Source organism: Dictyobacter arantiisoli (assembly GCF_008326305.1).
GTDB lineage: Bacteria > Chloroflexota > Ktedonobacteria > Ktedonobacterales > Ktedonobacteraceae > Dictyobacter > Dictyobacter arantiisoli.
The window spans coordinates 25,571-46,128 of record NZ_BIXY01000011.1 but is presented as its reverse complement, the minus strand read 5'-3'; the positions used below and the strand labels follow the sequence as shown (position 1 = coordinate 46,128).

The window sequence follows — 20,558 nt, the reverse complement described above, 5'->3', positions numbered from 1 at the left end:
GACAGAAGCGTATTGTGCGATGTCACACAGTGTTTTTGTCGTTGTCAGCAGAAGGATCTGCTGTTCTGGATGGCTGTGTTCTAAACAAGGAGGTTATCATGACCCGACGAAGTGGCAGGTCAGTATGGCTACTATTGCTGGTTGTACTGCTTGCTGTCAGCGGATCCATGAGTGTTTCACAATTGGCTAAAGCTGCCACGGCACCGACCTGTAAGGTTCAATATAGCCTGATAAGTCAGTGGAGCGGCGGTTTTACTGCCAGTGTCAATATCACCAATACAGGGACAGCGGCGATTAATGGCTGGACCCTGGGGTTTGGCTTTCCGGGTGATCAGAAGGTAACTCAAGGATGGAGTGCTAACTGGTCTCAAACGGGTGCTAATGTAAGTGCGACCAATCTGTCCTGGAATTCGACGATTGGGGCCAATCAAACGATCAATGTTGGATTCAATGGTGCGTATGTCAATAATAACACCGCGCCGACCGCTTTTACGCTTAATTATGCAAGTTGTAATCAGAATCCACCAACTGTCTCGATTACCAGTCCTGCGACTGGCGCGAGCTATGCGGCACCAGCGAATATTCCCATTCAGGTCACGGCCACTGATGCCAATGCGACTATTTCTCGTGTTGAATTCTATAGTGGTACCTCTTTATTGGGAGCTGTCACGACTGCACCGTACACCTATTCCTATAATAATGTGGCGGCCGGTACGTATAGTTTGACGGCCAAAGCCTATGCGAGCGATGGCTCAAGCGCGACCTCAAGCCCTGTGAGTGTTACTGTAACTCAGCCTACGACACCACAGCTCTTGACCAGTACCGCCAGTCTGAATGTTACGCCGGGCGCGACCACCCAATTTGGCGTCGATCTGTCGGCACAACCGTCGGGAACCGTCACAGTCACAGTCGCCAATACAGCCGGTTCAACCAATCTGAGTGTGAGTAGTGGTGGCACCCTGACTTTCACTCCGGCGAACTGGAATACTCAGCAAACGGTGAAAGTGGCGGCTGCCGCGACCGCAGCGGCTGGTGATAGCGCGACCCTGACGGTATCGGCGACTGGTTATACCAGTACGACCGTGAAAGTTACCGTCCAGAGCGCCACGACAGGGACCTATGCGCAGCACTTCCTTGATATGTATAACAATATCAAGAATCCTGCGAATGGCTACTTCAGCTCCCTTGGTATCCCTTACCACTCCGTAGAAACCTTGATCGTTGAAGCACCAGACTATGGTCATGAAACCACCTCGGAAGCATTCAGCTATTGGATCTGGCTGGAAGCGACCTATGGTGAGCAGACCGGCAACTGGCAGCCCTTCAATAATGCCTGGGCCACCATGGAAAAATATATGATCCCCTCCCATGCGGATCAGCCTACCAACGCGGGTTATAATCCCAGTAGCCCGGCACAGTATGCACCTGAGTCGCCCAATATTACCGACTATCCAGCTCAATTGGATACCAGTGTTACCGTGGGACAAGATCCACTGGCGAATGAGTTGACGCAGACCTATGGTAATCCCGATGTCTATGGCATGCACTGGCTGTTGGATACTGATAATTGGTATGGCTATGGACATTGCGGTGATGGCACCACCAAGCCTTCCTATATCAATTCCTACCAGCGTGGCGCATCTGAATCCGTCTGGAAAACCGTCGTGCAACCGGACTGTGATACCTTCAAGTTTGGTGGTCCCAATGGTTTCCTGGATCTCTTCACCAAGAATTCTGCCGGTAGCGCGTATGCGCAGCAGTGGAAATACACCGATGCCCCTGATGCCGATGCCCGTACTGTTCAGGCCGCATACTGGGCCTATACCTGGGCGAATGCACAGAGCAAAGGTGCCGATGTATCCGCTACAATTGCGAAAGCCGCGAAGATGGGCGACTATCTCCGCTATTCCTTCTACGACAAATACTTTAAAAATCCAGGTTGTACGAGCCTGAGTTGTCCTGCTGGTACTGGCAAGAGCAGTTCCAATTATCTATTGTCCTGGTATTACGCCTGGGGTGGCGCGCTGCCCTCAGCAGGTAACTGGGCCTGGCGTATTGGTTCGAGTGCCTCACATCAGGGCTACCAGAATCCTCTGGCGGCCTGGGCATTGAGTTCGGTTCCCGCGCTTGAGCCACTGTCCCCGACCGCTCCAACAGACTGGGCGACCAGCCTCACGCGTCAGCTCCAATTCTATCAATGGTTACAGTCGTCCGAAGGAGCCATCGCAGGTGGTGCCACCAATAGCTGGAATGGGCATTATGCCACGCCGCCAGCCGGTGATTCAACCTTCTATGGCCTGTCCTATGACTGGCAGCCAGAGTATCATGATCCACCCAGCAATAACTGGTTTGGCTTCCAGGCCTGGTCAATGGAACGCGTGGCGGAATATTACCATGAGACCGGGAATGCGACCGCCAAAGCTGTCCTGACCAAATGGATTGCCTGGGCGACCGCCAATACCAAGCTGAATGCTGATGGAACCTATTCTATTCCATCAACTATCAACTGGTCTGGACAGCCCGATACCTGGAATGCCAGTAATCCTGGCACGAATGCTGGACTGCATGTCACGGTGGTTGACTACACATCCGATGTCGGTGTCACGGCTGCCTATGCCAAAACACTGATGTACTATGCGGCCAAAGCGGGCGATACGAGCTCACAGACGTTAGCGAAAGCTCTGCTGGATCGTATGTGGACCAACTACCGCGACACGATTGGCGTCTCCAATCCCGAAACCCGTACTGACTACAGCCAGTTTAACGATTCCGTCTCGATTCCGGCTGGTTGGACCGGTAAAAATGGACAGGGAGCCACGCTCAACTCGTCCACCACCTTTATCACCGAGCGTCCAAGCTACAAGTCAGATCCGGCATGGCCGAAAGTCCAGGCCTACCTGAACGGTGGTGCAGCTCCAACCTTCACCTATCACCGCTTCTGGGCGCAGTCTGACATTGCGCTAGCCTATGCGGATTATAGTATCTTGTTCCCGTAAGCGTTCAATGTAGATTGTAAAGATGAGCTGCGCAGGGAGGCACAGCTCATCTTTACCCTTTTTTGCTTTAGAGCAATCGATATCTCTCTCTGCTCGTATCAACAAAAAGATGAGCGAAGAACATCTTTTTGTTGGGAAGGAATGCGACTATGTGGTCATTTGAGAAATATACATCGGGCCGGCGAAGAGGCTGGCTTACCAGCATGGCAGCGTTTACTGCTGCACTATTTGTGTTTGCCTGTAGCCTATCCTCCTATGCCCTGCCCGCCATCAATGCTGCTACCACAGCCACACCTCATGCCAGCGGCAGCGGAGCCTTTAATTATGGCGAAGCCTTACAGAAATCCATTTATTTTTATGAAGAGCAATCATCAGGACCCAGGCCCGCCTGGAACCGCGTCCCCTGGATCGGCGATTCCGCGACGACCGATGGCTCGGATGTTGGACTTGATCTGACCGGCGGTTGGTATGATGCAGGTGATCATGTCAAATTTGGCTTGCCAATGGCCTATTCCGCTACTATGCTTGCCTGGGGCGTGATTGCGAATCGCCAGGCTTATACAAATGATGGACAGCTTACCTATATGCTCAATAATCTGAAGTACGTGAACGATTATTTTATCAAAGCACATCCCGCGCCCAATGTGCTCTATGGACAGGTAGGCGATGCCAGCAGCGATCACGCCTTCTGGGGGCCCGCTGAAGTGATGCAGCAGGTTTTGACGCGACCATCCTATAAGATTGATGCCAGTTGCCCTGGCTCAGATCTGGCGGGCGAAACCGCCGCTGCTATGGCTGCTTCCTCAATCGTCTTCCAATCGACCGATCCAACCTATGCCGCGACCCTGCTCACGCATGCCAGGCAGCTCTATTCCTTTGCCGATACCTATCGCGGCAAGTATGATGCCTGTATCACCGCCGCCAGTGGCTATTATACTTCTTATAGTGGTTATAATGATGAGCTGGTCTGGGGCGCAGCCTGGCTCTATCAGGCCACGAAAGACGCCAGTTATCTCACCAAAGCCGAAAACTATTACGCCAATCTTAGCAACCAGTCACAGACTACCACCCACTCCTATCAGTGGACCATGAGTTGGGATGATGTATCCTATGGTTGTTATGTCCTCATGGCTGAAATCACCGGACAGCAGCAGTACAAGGATGACGCCCAGCGCTTCCTGGATTGGTGGACGGTTGGCGTCAATGGATCGAAGGTTACTTATTCGCCTGGTGGAGAAGCCTTCCTGGACCAGTGGGGATCATTGCGCTATGCCGCTAACACCGCCTATCTGGCCTTGAGCTACGCGGATTACCTGGGATCAACCGATCCATTATATTCACGTTATCACGACTTCGCCGTCAAGCAAATCAACTATATATTGGGAGCCAACCCCCGCAACTGTAGTTATATGGTCGGATTTGGCAGTTGTTATCCCCAGACGCCGCATAGCCGCGAGGCTCATGGCTCCTGGACCAACAACATCAGTGATCCTACCTACGAGCGCCACATCATTTATGGAGCCGTCGTCGGTGGACCATCTACAGCGGATGATTCATTTACCGATAGCCGGCAAAACTATACCTCAAATGAGCCGGCGGATGACTATAATGCTGCGCTAACGGGAGCTCTGGCACGTCTCTATAACGAATATGGAGGCAGTCCGGCCAGCTCAATGCCTGACAAGCCCAAAGATGACGATGAAATCTATTCACAGGCAGCCATTAATGCCTCGGGAACCAACTTCACGGAAATCAAAGCCATCTTTATCAACAAGACGGGCTGGCCTGCGCGTGTCACCAGCAACCTCTCCTTGCGCTATTACTTCACCTTAGAGTCGGGTGTCACTCCCAGCATGCTCACGCTCACCATGAACTATACTGAATGCGGCAACCATATCAGCGGACCGACGCAGTATTCAGGTAGTATCTACTATGTCACTGTCAGCTGTGCTGGCACGCCCATTTATCCTGGTGGGCAAAGTGCCTATCAGAAGCAAGTTCAATTTCGTATTGCCAGTTCGGGAGCCTGGGACCCCACTAACGACTGGTCCTATCAAGGTGTTGCCGCCAACGGAACCACGCCTGTCAAAATGACCAATATTCCCCTTTTCGATGGTAGTACCCAGATCTGGGGCCAGACGCCCTCTGGTGGAACTGGCGGTGGGACACCAACTCCCACTCCAACCAGCACACCAACTCCAGGCATCACCCCGACCCCTGGCACGACGCCAACGGTGACGCCAACACCCGCTATAACTCCAACGGTGACGCCAACCCCTGGAACCACGCCGACCGCTACAGCCACGGCCACACCTGGGGCCGCCTGTAAGATCAGCTATACTATTCAGAACCAGTGGACTACTGGCTTCACCACCAACATCACCATCACCAATACCGGCACCAGCGCTCTGAGCAGTTGGAATCTTGCCTTTGCTTTCCCTGGCAATCAGCAAGTCACCCAGGGATGGAGCGGGACATTCACCCAACAGGGCAACAAGGTCAGCGTCGCTAATTTAAGCTATAATGGCTCACTGGCAGCCGGAGGCAATATCAGTGTGGGTTTCAATGGGACATACAGCGGCACCAATAGCGCACCCACAGTCTTCACGCTCAACGGAGCAACCTGTAGTGTCTGATCATTAAAGTGATCCTGATAATCTATCAATCAAATAGCGAGGCATCTTCCACCACCTGGGAGATGCCTCTTTTTTCTATGCGCTCTCTCAAAAAGTGGGATTGCGAGGAGGCCAGCAGTTTATTCCTTCGCATGCTTTTGTTTGAATTCATGGTGAAAGATTTGTGTAAACATTTGTGTATAGGAACGCAATTAAGATATAGTAAATAGAGGTAGGTTTGCATGTCACAGGACATGTGTAGAGAAGAAGCAACGTTGCCAATCGTGGGTAGAGGCTCATCCTTGAAGAACCTGCCGCTGTTTAGAAAGGAATATCTGGTGCAAGTAGCGCTTTTTATTACCTGTTTTAATGATACGTTATTTCCCAGAGTGGGCATTGCGACGACGCAATTGCTGGAACGCCTGGGCCAGACGGTTACTTTCCCGGAAGCCCAGACCTGTTGTGGGCAGATGCATTTCAATACAGGCTATCAGCACGAGACGATCCCGCTTCTGCAGCACTTTATCGATACCTTTGCGGATGCTGATGTGATTGTCGCTCCTTCGGCATCGTGTGTCGGTATGGTCCGTGAACTCTATCCCAAAGCTGCCGCGCTGGCTCAGGATGCTGGCCTGAGTGCGGCGGTGCAGCAACTTGTTCCACGCGTTTATGAACTTTCGGAGTTTTTGGTGAAGCGCCTGCACGTCACTGATGTTGGTGCCTATTATCCCCATCGCGTAACCTATCATCCAACCTGTCATAGTCTGCGTGTATTGCACGTGGGAGATGCGCCCTTGCAACTGTTACGTGCCGTCAAAGGGATCGATCTGGTGGAATTACCCAATGCCAATGAATGTTGTGGCTTTGGAGGCACCTTCGCCATTAAGAATCCCGATACATCGCTGGCGATGCTCAGTGATAAGGAGCGCTGTATCCTGGATACCAGGGCCGAGATCGTTTGTTCCGCTGATACCTCCTGTTTGCTCCATATTGGTGGAGGTTTAGCGCGTCAGCGGGCCGGTGTCGCCACGCGGCATCTGGCCGAGATCCTGGCCTGTACCGAGAGGGAGGTGTTCTGATGCCTGCGAGAGCTTTACCGATGTTTCCACAGGCGGCCAAACGTGCGCTCGAAAATACCCAGCTACGGCGCAATATGGGCAATGCGACCTCGACTATCCGCCAGAAGCGTGCGAACGTCGTGGCAGAGGTAGTTGATTGGGAAGCACTACGCAGCGCCGGTTCGGCGATCAAGCAGCGGGTGATGCGCCATCTGGATGAGTATTTACTGCAACTTGAAGCGGCTGTACAGCGGGCAGGTGGACAGGTTCACTGGGCAAATGATGCTGCCGAAGCCAATCGCATCATTACGGATATTGTACGAGCCACTGGTGTGGAGCGCGTCGTCAAGGTCAAGTCGATGGCGACGGATGAAATCCAACTCAATGAAGCCCTGGCGCGGCATGGCATCCAGGCCATCGAAACCGATCTGGCTGAATTGATCATCCAGCTAGCGCACGAAAAATCCTCGCACATCCTGGTACCGGCGATCCACAAAAATCGCAGCGAGATTCGCGATCTCTTTCGCAGTACCATTGCCAGAGGACAGGAGCTCTCGGATAATCCCAAAGAGCTTGCGGCGGCGGCTCGTCACTATTTACGGGAGCAATTCTTCACCGCTCAGGTCGCCATCAGTGGCGCGAATTTTGGGATCGCTGAAACTGGCTCGATCTGTGTCGTCGAGAGTGAAGGCAATGGGCGCATGTGCCTGACTCTGCCTCAGACCTTGATCACCGTGATGGGCATCGAGAAAATCCTACCGAGCTTTGAGGATCTGGCAGTCTTCCTGCAACTCTTGCCGCGCAGTTCAACCGGGGAGCGTATGAATCCCTACACCAGCATCTGGAGCGGTGTCACACCTGGGGATGGTCCACAGACCTTCCATCTGGTCCTGCTGGATAACGGTCGTACGAATGTCCTGGCTGATGAGGTGGGGCGACAGACATTGCACTGTATCCGCTGTAGCGCCTGTCTGAATGTCTGCCCGGTCTATGCACGGACAGGCGGACATGCCTACGGTTCGGTTTATCCTGGTCCAATTGGAGCGATCCTGACGCCACAACTGCTGGGTATTGAGCAAGCCAAATCTCTACCCTATGCTTCAACTCTCTGTGGAGCCTGCTATGAGGTCTGTCCTGTAAAAATCAATATCCCTGAAGTATTGCTATACTTACGAGGCAAGATTACAGAGAAGGCTTCAGCGCTGAATCCAGAAAAAGTAGTAATGCGGCAACTGGCCCATATCTTCGCCAGTCCCAGACGCTATGCGCAGGCCCAACAACTGGCCCGCACCGGACAATCCTTCTTCATACATGGACAGGTCATCGACCGCTTGCCCGGTCCCCTGGCAGCCTGGACCGTTGCCCGCGATCTGGCTCCCATCCCCAAACAGAGCTTCCATGATTGGTGGAAGCAGCGTCAGTCCGAACAGGTTCAGGAACCAGGAGCAGGCAGCGCGAGCATGAGCAGCACAATAAACCAGCAGGAGGATCAGTAAGGAATGAGTGAGAGTGTGAAAGCAATCATGCTGGCACGTATCCGGCAGGCCATTGCCGCCGCGCCGGAGCCCGAACCGGTTCAGCCCGACTTTCAGGTACATGATGAACGGGATGTCGCTACCATCCGGGCTGACTTTACCCAAAATCTGCTTGATTATAAAGCCAGCGTTATCAACACCACTGCAGCGGAGCTATCCCGGCAGATTGCTGAACTTTGTCTGCAAGAGCGCATACAGCGTCTGGTTCTGCCTGTGGATGTGCCAGTATCCTGGCTTCCCGCGCATATTCAGGCATTGCGCGATGATCCGCCACTGGCACTGAGGGATCTGGATGCGTGCGATGCCGTTTTGACAGGTTGTGCGGTCGCCATTGCCCGGACGGGCACGATTATCCTGGATGGTGGTGAGCGGCAGGGAAGGCGCATCCTGTCTCTGGTGCCGGATCGCCACCTCTGCGTGGTCTATGCCAGCCAGATTGTAGGACTTGTTCCAGAGGCCATCGCTGCGATCCAGGAGAGGGCTGGACATCCAATCACCTTGATTTCTGGTCCTTCGGCTACCAGCGATATCGAGTTGAGCCGCGTCGAAGGCGTCCACGGTCCACGCTCACTCTCTGTCCTGATCGTGCAGGACCGTTGAAGTCTTGTCCTATTGTCCCGATGGTGATTCCCATGGTCTTCGCCATCCTGGTGCATGAGTTTTCGCACCTGCGGTGCTCAAAACTGTTTTTATTGTGTGGTGCAGGCGCGCAGGCGCCTGCCAGCCAGTGAGCAGCAAGATCCCGATGGTGATGGGAATCAAACACTTTGTTAAACAAAAGGAGTAGCAAGTGACCATTACGATTACTGGTGTGAATGCTTATGATATCCGTTTCCCAACCTCACGCATGCTGGATGGCTCGGATGCCATGAACCATGATCCCGACTATTCAGCGGCCTATGTGATCCTTCAGACAGATAGTCCCGATGGCATGGAGGGACATGGCCTGACCTTTACGATTGGACGGGGCAATGAAGTCTGTGTGGCGGCGATCCAGGCGTTGGCACCGCTGATTGTAGGTCGGACGCTTGATACATTTACCGCCAATATGGGAGCGTTCTGGCGGCACATCACGGGCGATAGCCAGTTGCGCTGGATTGGTCCCGATAAGGGTGCGATCCATCTTGCCACTGCGGCGGTTGTCAATGCGGTCTGGGATCTGTATGCCAGAGTTGAGGGGAAGCCACTCTGGAAGTTGCTGGTCGATATGACACCTGAACAACTGGTCGCCTGTATTGATTTTCGCTATATTACCGATCTCTTGACGCCTGAAGAAGCGTTGACCCTTTTACGGAAGCAGGCCTCTGGCAAGCAGGCACGCGCCTCCGAGATGATGCAATTCGGCTATCCCGCCTATACGACCTCGGCTGGTTGGTTGGGCTATTCTGATGAGAAGTTACGCTATCTCTGCCAGGAAGCTATCCAGCAGGGCTGGACGCATTTTAAGCTCAAAGTGGGCGCGAACCTGACCGACGATATCCGGCGTGCCGCCCTGATGCGCGAAGTCATCGGACCCGATTCGCCATTGATGCTGGATGCCAATCAGGCCTGGGATGTCGCTGAAGCTATCGCCAATATGAAACAACTGGCCCGTGTTAACCCCCATTGGATCGAAGAGCCGACCAGTCCCGATGATGTACTGGGACATGCCACGATAGCGCGTGCGGTCGCTCCCATCCGTGTCGCCACAGGAGAGCATGTCCAGAACCGCATCATATTTAAACAACTCCTGCAAGCGCAAGCCATCGGCTTTTGTCAGATCGACGCCTGCCGCCTGGGTGGAGTCAATGAAGTTCTCGCGGTCCTCCTGATGGCCGCAAAATGTGGCGTCCCTGTGTGCCCGCACGCTGGTGGTGTCGGACTGTGTGAATACGTGCAGCACCTCTCTATTTTCGATTATATTGCTGTCAGCGCCTCTCTCGATGAGCGCCTGATCGAATATGTTGACCACCTGCACGAACATTTCATCAACCCTGTCATCATCCGTAACGGCCACTATATGCCACCCGTCGCCCCTGGATATAGCATCGAAATGAAACCCGAAGTCTTCACTACCTACCTCTATCCATCGGGAGCCGCCTGGCAACAAGATAGGTAATCTCCAACACATTCGGGTGAATGCTTCCACGTTCACCCGAATGTGTTGGACTTGATGTAGTTAGCTGTGAAGCATGACCTTTTGTCCGCTTTCAGCGCTCTCGATGGCGCCAAAGACCATTGCCAGGCTCTTGAGATTATCGGCGGCATTGGTTTCGGGCTGGGTGCCGTTCTGGATGCAGGCGAAAAATTCGCGTATAATCCCGGCATGTCCGCCAATATTCTCTGCCTGATAGGCAGGGATTTCGATATCCTGATGCGTGGAGGTGAATGTGCCTGTAGCAGCCACGACTTGCGCCTGGATTACCTGTGCGCCATTCCAGGTTGCGCTCCCCTGTTGACCGATAAAGCGCCAATCGCACTCCCAGGTGGTTGGTAGACCCTCGGCACACCAACTACCACGATAGGTATAGATCAGTCCATTCGACATCTCAAAAATCGCGATGGCCGAAGCATCATGTTCATACCACGAGCCTGCCGGATTCCATTCCTGACAATACACCGAAACAGGATCTGCTCCGGTCAACAGGCGGGCCGCATCAAAGGAATGGATCGCCATATCGAGCAAGATCACGTGCTTCATCTGCTCGCGGAATCCGCCGAAATGAGCGCCAATATAAAAGTCGCTATTGACCGTTGTCAGTGGGCCCAGCGCGCCCGTGGTCAGGAAATGGGCCATACGCCGAATCTGAGCATCATAGCGTCGATTCTGGATGACCGCAAAAATCTTGTTCGCTTGCTGTGCCGCCTCAACCAATATCTTCCCCTGCTCAAGCGAATTTGCCAGCGGCTTCTCACTCAGAACATGGCAACCATGCCTTAACGCCGCCAGCGTAATCGCATAGTGCGCCTCAGGAATCGTACAATTAAAAACCACATCGGGTGCAGTCTGTTCCAGTACAGATTGAAAATCAGACCCGATCACAGCCTGTGGCAGATGAAAATCAACCGCCCGCTTGCGAGCCGCCGCCTCAACAATATCCACCAGCCCCACGATCTCCACATCTGGCAAGGTCAGAGCAGCATCCAGCCACGCACCACTCATCCCACCACAGCCCACCAGAACCGTCCGCATTTTCTTCGATAATTGCATGTCATATCCTTCATTATAACTATATCCACAGAGAGCAGCGTAGAGGATGAATAGAACTGCTCTCTTTTATTGTAAGCCTCGCTGTCCATGAATATCCATCAGCCAGGATCTCAAGAGATTGTATCGGTTCTCTGTTATTCAAGAGTATATAGTTATAGAGATGGCTACAATGGTGTTACGGCTCATGGCTGAGTTTTCATTTAGGAGCAGCATGATGAAACGAAAGATTACTTCTTTTATTCCTGTTGTGCTTGTACTTGGGATGTTGTTATTAGCGGCCTGTGGTACCGATGGAGGTACTGGCAATACGGATATGCATGGGAACAATGGGGTAAATCAGCAGGGTATTGCGAGCGGGAATAGCTATATTAATTGTCCGGGCAGTACCAATACGACGGCGGCGTCGGCGGAGAGCGGGACGGTGACGCTGACCGTGTCGGGCTGGACCTCGACTCCTGCTGAGGATGCTCTGGTACAGAAGAATTTGCAGAATTTCGAGGCGTCCCATCCGACGATTAAGGTGAAATGGTCGCCGATTTCTGGTGATTACACGACAAAGATGCGTGCCAATGTTGCCAGTAATAGCGTGCCGGATGTTTTCTATCTCCAGCCATCCATGTCCAGTGCTTACATTTCGGCTGGCAAGTTGCTCAATCTCTCTCCCTATATGGCGCAAGATAATGTCAAGGCCAGTGACTACTACGCGGCGCTGAGCAATCCTTTTGTGTGTAATGCTGGACAGGTCTTTGGCTTGCCGAAGGACTGGAATAGCCTGGGCGTTTTCTATAATACACAGATGTTCAAGGACGCTGGCCTGGCCGCGCCCACGGCCAACTGGACCTGGAGCGATTTGCAGAAAGATGCCAAAGCATTGACAAAAAATGCTGGCAAATCCGACGCCACCTATGGCCTGATCCTCTCCGCCGATCTCTCCCGCTTTGGTCCTTTCCTGCTGGCAAACGGTGGTTCGATTCTGAATAAAGATGGCTCACAGGTGATCTTTAATAAACAAGCAGGCGTCGATGCCTTGAATTATTATGATAGCTTCTTCAAAAATAATACGGCTACATTACCGACGACGGTTGGCGCGACCTGGAATGGGGATGCCTTTGGCAAACAAAAGGGTGCGATGACCATCGAGGGTGGCTGGTTGATCCCTTCTTTGCAGAGTACCTATCCCGAAGTCAAGTATGATATAGCTCCTTTACCCAGAACGGCTAGCGGCAAGCAGGCAAATCTGACCTTTACCAATGCCTGGGCCGCATCATCCAGCACGCAGCATCCCGAGGCAGCGTGGGAGTTGATCAAGTATATGACTGGCTCGACGGTGCAGGAGAGTCAGTTGAATGCTGGTTTTGCTTTGCCAACCCTCAAAAGCCTGGCGAATGCCCCCTACTTCGCCACCCATCCTGGCTTCAAGACACTCTTTGATGCCGCATCCTATAGTTATGCCGACTACTATGGCGCGCAAGATTCTACGATTCATACTGTTCTCTCGAACGCCATCGATGCCGTCATTTTAAACAAGCAGAATGCGCAGTCGGCCCTGGATGATGCCGCAGCGAAGATCAATAATCAGTTGCAGAGCAGTTAATGCCGGTCGTCGGGATGCATAGCATATGAAGCTTCATAATGACCGATCAAGTCGTCGGGAGTATATGAAGCTTCATGGCGCAGGTAGAAGGAGCAAATTGATGGCTACTCAACCAGCAGGTCCATCCATAGCCAGCGCGCAAGCGGGACTGGTCAAAGAGGGGGGCGCGCTGCCAGGAAGGAAGCGCAGGGGCAGCGCGAAGCAGCGTTCGGAAACACTGGCTGCTTACCTTTTTCTGACGCCCTATCTCTTTGTGTTGTGTCTCTTCTTTTTCTTTGTCTCACTTTATGGGATTGGCCTGAGTTTCTTTCGGATCGATCTGGGATTTGGCGCAGCGACCTTTGTGGGCTTTAAAAACTACATCCAACTCTTCAATCAACTGGCGAATCCTGGCCTGAGCGACTTCTGGACCTCCATGTGGAATATCTTGAAGTTCACGGTCTGTGTCGTAATCGGACAAACCATCCTGGCGCTGCTGCTGGCGTTGCTCTTACAGACCATCAAGACAGGCAAGAGCGCCTTCCGCACCATGTTCTATGTACCCGCCGTCACCTCCTCTGTGGCGACCTCATTGATCTTCCTCTGGCTCTACAATCCCAATGGCTTGATCAATTATGTGCTATCGCTGGCAGGCATCCACGGGCCGGACTGGCTTAATAACGTCTTCTGGGCCTTGCCCGCCTTGATGTTACTCAACATCTGGAGCACGGCAGCGACCTTTATGATCTACTTCCTGGCCGCTCTACAGGATTTGCCTACCGATGTGTTGGAGGCTGCTCAGGTAGATGGTGCTGGCCCCTGGCAATCCTTCTCTTTGATCACGGTCCCGCTCTTGCGCCCCACCATCTTCCTGGTTGTCGCGCTGGGAACGATTGGGGCTTTCCAGATGTTCGATCAGGCCAAGTTTATGACGAATGGTCAACCGCTAAACTCAACCTTAACACCGATGCTTGAGATCTATAACGAGGCTTTCAATAATGGGGGATTTGGGCAGGCGTCTGCGATGTCGGTGATCCTTTTCCTTATCATCTTCGTCATCACGATCCTGCAACGACGTATGATTGATCCAGGTGCACAGCGATAAAGAGGAAGGAGGGCGTATCTCATGGCGCAAACACAGGCAACCGTGCGTCCCACCCGGGAACGCAAGCCCATTCAAGCCAGGAAGCATCCATATGCATGGCTGAAAGTGATTGTCTATCTGTTTTTACTCATTTTCACCATCACGTCGGCGGGGCCACTGGTTTTCACGCTTGTTTCCTCCTTCAAGAGCATGCGTGACGTGCTGGCATTTCCGCCCACCCTGCTTCCAAATCCCTTTGTCTGGAGCAACTATCAGGTCGTCTTTGGCAATCCTCTCTTCATACGCTGGCTGCTCAATTCCGTGATCTATGCGGGCGGCGCGACGATCCTCAACATGCTCTTTTCTGCCATGGCTGGCTATGCGCTGGGACGGCTCAATTTTCCTGGTAAGAACAGCATCTTCCTGATCACTCTGGGCATCATGATGATCCCAGGCGCCATCACCTTGATTCCCAAGTTTCTGGTCGTCAACAATCTGCACATGGCGAACACCTTCTGGGCACTGATCCTGCCTGCCATGGCGCAGCCCTTCTCCGTCTTCCTGATGGTCCAGTTCATGAAAGTCCTGCCGAAAGAGCTAGAGGAATCGGCCATGATCGATGGTGCATCGCGCTGGCGCACGTTTTATCAGATCATCCTGCCGCAGGTCAAGCCAGCCCTGACCGCAGTCGTTATTCTCACGTTCCAGGGAGCCTGGAATGACTTCCAATGGCCGCTGGTAGCGTTGGGAACGCAGAACATGTACACCTTGCCGCTCGGCTTATTCTTCTTCAAGAGCACCTACTATACCCAGTACAACCTGTTGCTGGCGGGCTCCATGTTCAACACCATCCCGATCTTGATCCTCTTCTTCATCTTCCAGCGCTACTTCATGGAAGGTGCCGTTTCCTCAGGCGTCAAAGGCTAAAAGAATCATAGCGCCCTGGCGAGAGGAGGGCTGCTTAAGACAATAAGCAGCCCTCCTTTTTTGCTGCAAATAGCCGGGAATTGCGAATGATCGATTCGAAGAATTTTACACTGAAATGTGTCGAAAATAAAACCGCTGTATAGATTTATGCACATAGCTTGCTAGATGCCATTTTTGTGGTAATCTGATGCATACAGGCAAATGTATTTAATGTCTTCTTCACTTTTACGCTCTATCATTAGTCTATGAGATATGCAGTGGATTGAACATAGCATACCTTATAAGGAAATTTTGTTCTTTTTAACAGTTACTTTTGTTGGAAGTAGTGACAGGAGAAAATGGTGGTTGTAGCTGATTTTTATACCAATGGTGAGTATCTTCAGAATAATCCTGATTGGCACATCGATGCTGGAAAATGGAAGGCTCAGAGTGTCTTGCAGATCATGGCACGCAATGGATTGACTCCACTTTCTGTATGCGAGATAGGCTGTGGGGCCGGAGAAATTTTACGTCTCTTGCAGCGGAATCTGGCGGAGGATACGACCTTTGTGGGTTATGATATTGCTCCTCAGGCGATTGAGCTGGCGAAGCGGCGCGAAAATGAGCATCTCCATGTCCATCTGGCAGATTTTTTTCAGGAAGCAGACGATACCCATTATGATGTCATACTCTTAGTCGATGTGTTAGAGCATTTTGAGAATTGTTTTCAAGCCCTGCGCGATTTAAAGACAAGAAGTACCTATAAGATTTTACAGCTTCCACTCGATCTTTCTGTGAATTCTATTCTCGGCAATAAACTGGTTGATTATCGACATGCCACCGGCCATCTCCATTTTTTCACTAAAGATATCGCTATTGAGATCCTTGAGGCTGCCGGTTATACCATCCTTGACTCTTTTTATAGTCGCCAACCGCTGGATAGCACAAGTTGGAGCAAAGCCAGGACGCCCGGACAGTTTATTATCAAGCTCTTGAGGATGGGCAAACGCGAGCTTTTCCGTCTGCCTGCCCAGATCTGTTATGCGTTCCGTCCCGATCTGGCGGTCCGCATCTTCGGCGGCTGGCGTCTCATGGTCCTCGTAGCATAACGCAAATGCAGCGTAAGTGCGGGCCAACGTCGCAACGGAGGTCCGCTTTTCCTTTGCTCATATGGAAATCTTGTTGCTCGTATGGAAATCTTGCCCGTTTGCCTATTCGCCAAAAAACACATTGGGAGAGTTGGTTATTTTGGGGAATCCTACAAAAGCCGGAAATGTTTTCCGCCATGATGTATGGAGGCAGGCGAGTGAAAACACCCATTAATTGCGGCGGCTATCTGGTCATGCTGTGATTTGATATGGTAAGATGTGCATAAACTTGTTATCTATGGAGTAGTATTATGCCACTCGATCCCTATTTTCAGGCGTTGTTGGATCAGAGACAAATATCAGCCGCTCATCCGCAGCAGGATACTGAGCTGTTTTTGTTTACTGCACGGGCGAAGGCGAAAAAAGATGAGGCACTGGCTCAATCCAGTCGCACGGAGCCGCTTGCGCGGGTTGAAGATCGTACGATCCCCGGTCCTGATGAGGCCATTGCGGTCCGCATCTATATTCCTGAAGGAGAAGGACCGTTCCCCATCCTGGTCTATTTGCATGGTGGTGGCTGGATATCGGGAAATATCAATCTATTTGATCATGTCTGCCGTAGCCTTTGCCATGGAGCGCAGTGCCTTGTGATGTCTGTTGGCTATCGTCTGGCTCCCGAAATCAAATTTCCTGGTGGCCTGGAAGATTGCTATGCGTCTATCTGCTGGATCGCTGAGAATGCCGAACTGTTTAACGCTGATTCTGAGCGGATTGCTGTTGGTGGGGATAGTGCTGGTGGGAACCTGGCCGCCGCCGTGACGCAAATCATCCGCGACCTGGGCGGACCCGCGCTTGCCTTCCAACTCCTCTTCTATCCTCTCTGCGATTTTCGTCTTAGCGCGCCCTCCTGGGAAGAATTAGAGCACTACTTCTCGTCCCGTGCCACCATAGCCCGCATCCGCGAACTCTATTTAAACAACGAAGCCGAGCAACTCAATCCCTACGCCTCCCCCTTGCTGGCTGAGGATCTCAGTGACCTCCCGCCTGCCCTGATCATCATCCCCGAATATGATCAACTGCGGGATGATGGAACATTGTATGGACAGAAATTGCAGGCGGCAGGCGTCCCCGTACACATCTCGCACTATGCGGGAATGATCCATGGCTTCATGAGCATGGGTGCGGTCGTGCCTCAGGCCCAACAAGCCCTCAGCGAAGCCAGCGCCGCTTTGCGCACCGCCTTCGCCATCCCCACTCTCTAGCAGTCATACTCTCTCATACCTCGACTTTGTACATTTTTAGGCTTTTGAGCCTGCGAAAAAGGGCGAGTGCGACGCATTTTCGAGCTCACGTTTTCAAAAATGTGCAAAGTCGAGTATACGGCCCTTGAGTATTAATGGATACTGTTGCTAAATTGTTTTTCTGTGCTCAGCGTGAGTGTATATTTCCTCATCGATCTCAGCCGGGCAAATGAATTTAGCAACAGTATCATTAATGGAACGAAAAACAACGCTAAGGAATTTGCCCTTCTGTGAATGCGACAATTGGCTCTGGTGAGACTCCAGCAGTATCAGCATATTCAGAGACATATTGCTAGAGTTCCTCACGGAGCTTGCGCTTATTGATATAAGTATTGAGAGCAAGATGGTTGGAACAGTCCAGTAGTTTGGCAATTTTGCGAACGGAGAGCCCTAATTTGAGTAACTCTTTGATCCGCTCCCGATCTTTGTCAAACTTACTTTTTGAATAGCACCTTTCGGCTTTCCTAATCTTATACCTTGCCGCTTTTTTGCAGCAAGCGCTTCTTTCGTACGGAGACTAATCAAGTCTCGTTCTAATTTGGCTGACAAAATGTCTATGAGCATTCTGCCAGCCATTTTTGTACCATATTATGAGAACGATTTCCTTAGCGTTGTTTTTCACTTCATTTATACTCAAAAGCTTACTCCAACCTTTTTTCTGAATAATGCTTGTATGCTTCTAGCATTTTTTACTCGATTTATTAATTCGGCCTCAAATAGTAATCATAACATTTATACTAGCAAGAAAAGCCATATCGAGTTTCTACTTGGATAATTCTTAAAATAAAGGCGTGTATGTATTGACATTTATAAATACATACATTATAAATTAAAAGGAAGCTTTAAATCGTTTAGAAGTTTGATAAATGTAAAAACTATGTTGCTTCACTTCTATACATCATAACGTAATTTGCTTCCAATATCTCTTGCACCTTCAGGTAATTATGCAAGAGAGGGCGTATGTATACCTTAGTAATCTAAAGGAGTAAGAAACATGCAATCTTTTAAGAATGCACATCCAGCCTGGAAGCGGACTAAGCAAGTACTAGGGAAGCTAATGATCGGTTTTCTGCTTTTATCTGCGCTATTCACATCTTTTGGGAGCGGCATTGCCTCTGCACACAGTGCTAAAACAGCTGATAAACTTTCAAACGGTGTGACATATACCATGTATGTAGATTGTTCGAAAGGATCTGCAGCTGTCAGAGCCCGTGAAATAAAAAACCATGAGTGCCCTGCGCAAACAAGGATAGGAACTAATGGTGTACTACCACAAAATCAAGTAGGTGGGCCTTGTGGAACTTCGTACATTTACGGCAGTGGTGCTGGCTTTGGTTTTGCCAATTTTGCTGTTGGAGGAAAATCAACCCTAGGTGGAATTATCGCTGTTGCGTATACCATTACTTGGTATGGCGGTTTAGCAGGGCCAGGTTTAACTACAGGAGCGCTATCTCCATTCGGATCATCAATTTGGAACGATGGACAAGAAGTACTTACAGGAAGCGGGCGTATTACTGCAGTGCTCAGCGGAGGTGTTACCCTCAAGAGTGGAACTATTTGTACATTCAACAATCCAAACACGAATTTTAACGCCTAAACTTCTCACGTTCCTTCTTTTCTGAGAACTAACATTTTTATGCCAAGTATTAAACCCCTTTCATGAACATCCCGACCACAGGCCATTGACGAATTGATACTATTCGTCAATGGCCTGTGGTCATATGGTATAATGATAGGCAAGACGTGTTTGGTAATAGTGATAGGCAAGACGTGTTTAATGATCAGATGATATATAGGCTACTACCTGATTCAAAAAAGATCTTAAAAACAGAGCGGAGTGTTCGTAAATCATCAACGCCAGTTCAAAAAACCATGCAGAAGTGAGGCGATCACTTCTTTTTGAAAGGAAGGTGAGAGCACATTATGGATCCTTTAAGTACAGGTCCTTCATGGACCTACTCGAGTGGTTTCAATGCGGCGATCGATTTTTGTATTTGGATATTAGAAATCGACGGCATACATATACCTCCCTTTGACCTTCATCCTGAAGGGAACGGATCACTGAGAGCAAAGGGGTTAGATACCAACAATTGGCGAGCGTGGTTTGCTCGTGTTGTCACATCCCAGGATCAACGGCAATCCCCTGCAACTCTTTGGATGAGTGGATCTGAAATGAGAGAAGCTCTCGAAAAACTGTGGGAAGCATATCTTCTCTTATCAGATCAACGTGGAAGTTGGGATGAAAAAATAGGAATGAAACAGAACACTGTATGGCCAAATCTGTGGAATGATCTCAAACCGTACCATACAAGTCTTGATGCACTTACTATTCATCTGGTGAATTACTCAAAAGAGATGGTAGAAGTTTTCCCTCCTACTTCGGTAGTTTTGTCGATTGTGAATGGAGATATCAGCACTGAGTCTTTTACTGCATACACGTTGGACGCTGCCCGAAAGCTTGCTTCACAATTTCCTTCGCACCGACCAAAGAGTATCAACACGGCCGGACAAGAAGTGTCTCAAAACCAGGAACGCATGAACAGCCCACGACTCTCTGTTCAAAATCAAGAGGCGGTCTTTAAAGAATTTCGCAGTTTACAACCTGGAGATACAAAAAAATGTAAGATAAGTAGATTTCTAGATCCTTTCGTTATCCTCGATATCGATGGTATGGAAATGGCAGCGATTCCTGAGGGTATAGAACATCAGCCTGATAAGGAACTAGAAGTTGGTCAAGAGGTTGAGATTCGTGTGCTTCCGAGGTCCACACAAGACCAGATTGCAATGGCATTTAAGATAATCGAAGGAAATTGATTTTCGTTTAGCATTACGCTAATAAGCTGTCAAGCATATAGCCAGCAAATGATGATGTTAGAAAAGGGCACTGCAACTCTGCAGTGCCCTTTGTGGTTCTATAGCGCTATGACCGTTATCAACAAGTGATTGAACTTCGCTCGCAAGGATTTGAGCAGGCAGAGAGCGCTCATCATGTGGGTGTATTAGCGCCGATATATACTGGCTCATGAAACTTTTTGGTGAATGCCTGGCAATTGGGCTCAAACAGGCACCATCTAGATGATCATCGCATCGCCGGCTTCCCGCCGTTCTTTGGCGACAGCCACCGCCAGGTGGAACAATGTCCGATGGAGCGAGGAGAGCGAGGATTTTTATTCAAAAGAGTCTATGAAAGATGCTCATCCATTCTTATTCAC

Annotated in this window: 14 protein-coding genes and 1 pseudogene; 13 read left to right on the top strand and 2 right to left on the bottom strand. The window is 50.7% G+C overall.

Going from position 1 to position 20,558, the window contains the following annotated elements:
- Positions 1-98: 98 nt before the first annotated feature.
- The 6 genes from F1593_RS05540 to F1593_RS05515 all read left to right on the top strand — a co-directional run bounded on the left by F1593_RS05540 (position 99) and on the right by F1593_RS05515 (position 10,302).
- Positions 99-2,996: a glycoside hydrolase family 48 protein gene (locus F1593_RS05540; protein ID WP_149400554.1), complete on the top strand. Its 2,898-nt coding sequence runs from the start codon at positions 99-101 to the stop codon at positions 2,994-2,996.
- A 149-nt stretch (positions 2,997-3,145) separates the two neighbouring features.
- Positions 3,146-5,632, top strand: coding sequence for a glycoside hydrolase family 9 protein (locus F1593_RS05535; protein ID WP_172631883.1), 2,487 nt, complete (start codon positions 3,146-3,148; stop codon positions 5,630-5,632).
- Between the two features lie 317 nt (positions 5,633-5,949).
- A complete protein-coding gene (locus F1593_RS05530; protein ID WP_149400553.1) occupies positions 5,950-6,690 on the top strand; it encodes a (Fe-S)-binding protein in 741 nt (246 codons plus the stop codon).
- Entirely contained in the window at positions 6,690-8,165 is a 1,476-nt protein-coding gene (locus F1593_RS05525; protein ID WP_149400552.1) for a LutB/LldF family L-lactate oxidation iron-sulfur protein, read from the top strand. Before F1593_RS05530 ends, F1593_RS05525 begins: the two co-directional genes overlap by 1 nt.
- A 3-nt stretch (positions 8,166-8,168) precedes the next feature.
- Positions 8,169-8,804, top strand: coding sequence for a LutC/YkgG family protein (locus F1593_RS05520; protein ID WP_149400551.1), 636 nt, complete (start codon positions 8,169-8,171; stop codon positions 8,802-8,804).
- Positions 8,805-8,994: 190 nt separating this feature from the next.
- Entirely contained in the window at positions 8,995-10,302 is a 1,308-nt protein-coding gene (locus F1593_RS05515; protein ID WP_216368787.1) for an L-fuconate dehydratase, read from the top strand.
- A gap of 60 nt (positions 10,303-10,362) precedes the next feature.
- Here F1593_RS05515 and F1593_RS05510 read toward each other — a convergent pair whose 3' ends face one another.
- The gene (locus F1593_RS05510; RefSeq protein WP_149400550.1) at positions 10,363-11,394 is read right to left on the bottom strand and encodes a Gfo/Idh/MocA family protein; all 1,032 of its coding nucleotides are present in this window, start codon (positions 11,392-11,394) and stop codon (positions 10,363-10,365) included.
- Positions 11,395-11,605: 211 nt separating this feature from the next.
- Between F1593_RS05510 and F1593_RS05505 the strand changes: the two genes are divergently transcribed.
- The 5 genes from F1593_RS05505 to lipP1 all read left to right on the top strand — a co-directional run bounded on the left by F1593_RS05505 (position 11,606) and on the right by lipP1 (position 17,307).
- Positions 11,606-12,988 (top strand): ABC transporter substrate-binding protein, encoded by a 1,383-nt coding sequence (locus F1593_RS05505; RefSeq protein WP_235932497.1) that lies wholly within the window; start codon positions 11,606-11,608, stop codon positions 12,986-12,988.
- 100 nt (positions 12,989-13,088) lie between these two features.
- Positions 13,089-14,072 carry a carbohydrate ABC transporter permease gene (locus tag F1593_RS05500; RefSeq protein WP_172631882.1) on the top strand — a complete coding sequence of 328 codons (984 nt, stop codon included), beginning with the start codon at positions 13,089-13,091 and terminating at the stop codon, positions 14,070-14,072.
- A 21-nt stretch (positions 14,073-14,093) separates the two neighbouring features.
- Positions 14,094-14,978 carry a carbohydrate ABC transporter permease gene (locus tag F1593_RS05495; RefSeq protein WP_149400548.1) on the top strand — a complete coding sequence of 295 codons (885 nt, stop codon included), beginning with the start codon at positions 14,094-14,096 and terminating at the stop codon, positions 14,976-14,978.
- A gap of 338 nt (positions 14,979-15,316) precedes the next feature.
- The gene (locus F1593_RS05490) at positions 15,317-16,066 is read left to right on the top strand and encodes a class I SAM-dependent methyltransferase (RefSeq protein WP_149400547.1); all 750 of its coding nucleotides are present in this window, start codon (positions 15,317-15,319) and stop codon (positions 16,064-16,066) included.
- Between the two features lie 290 nt (positions 16,067-16,356).
- Positions 16,357-17,307 (top strand): LipP1 family hormone-sensitive lipase, encoded by a 951-nt coding sequence (gene lipP1, locus F1593_RS05485; protein ID WP_149400546.1) that lies wholly within the window; start codon positions 16,357-16,359, stop codon positions 17,305-17,307.
- 331 nt (positions 17,308-17,638) lie between these two features.
- Here the strand turns inward: lipP1 and F1593_RS29795 are convergent.
- A pseudogene (locus F1593_RS29795) lies at positions 17,639-17,889 on the bottom strand (recombinase family protein); the annotation flags it as partial.
- Positions 17,890-18,340: 451 nt separating this feature from the next.
- Here F1593_RS29795 and F1593_RS05475 point away from each other — a divergent pair.
- Positions 18,341-18,943 (top strand): hypothetical protein, encoded by a 603-nt coding sequence (locus F1593_RS05475; RefSeq protein WP_149400545.1) that lies wholly within the window; start codon positions 18,341-18,343, stop codon positions 18,941-18,943.
- A gap of 326 nt (positions 18,944-19,269) precedes the next feature.
- Positions 19,270-20,160, top strand: coding sequence for a hypothetical protein (locus F1593_RS05470; RefSeq protein WP_149400544.1), 891 nt, complete (start codon positions 19,270-19,272; stop codon positions 20,158-20,160).
- The last annotated feature ends 398 nt before the right edge of the window (positions 20,161-20,558 follow it).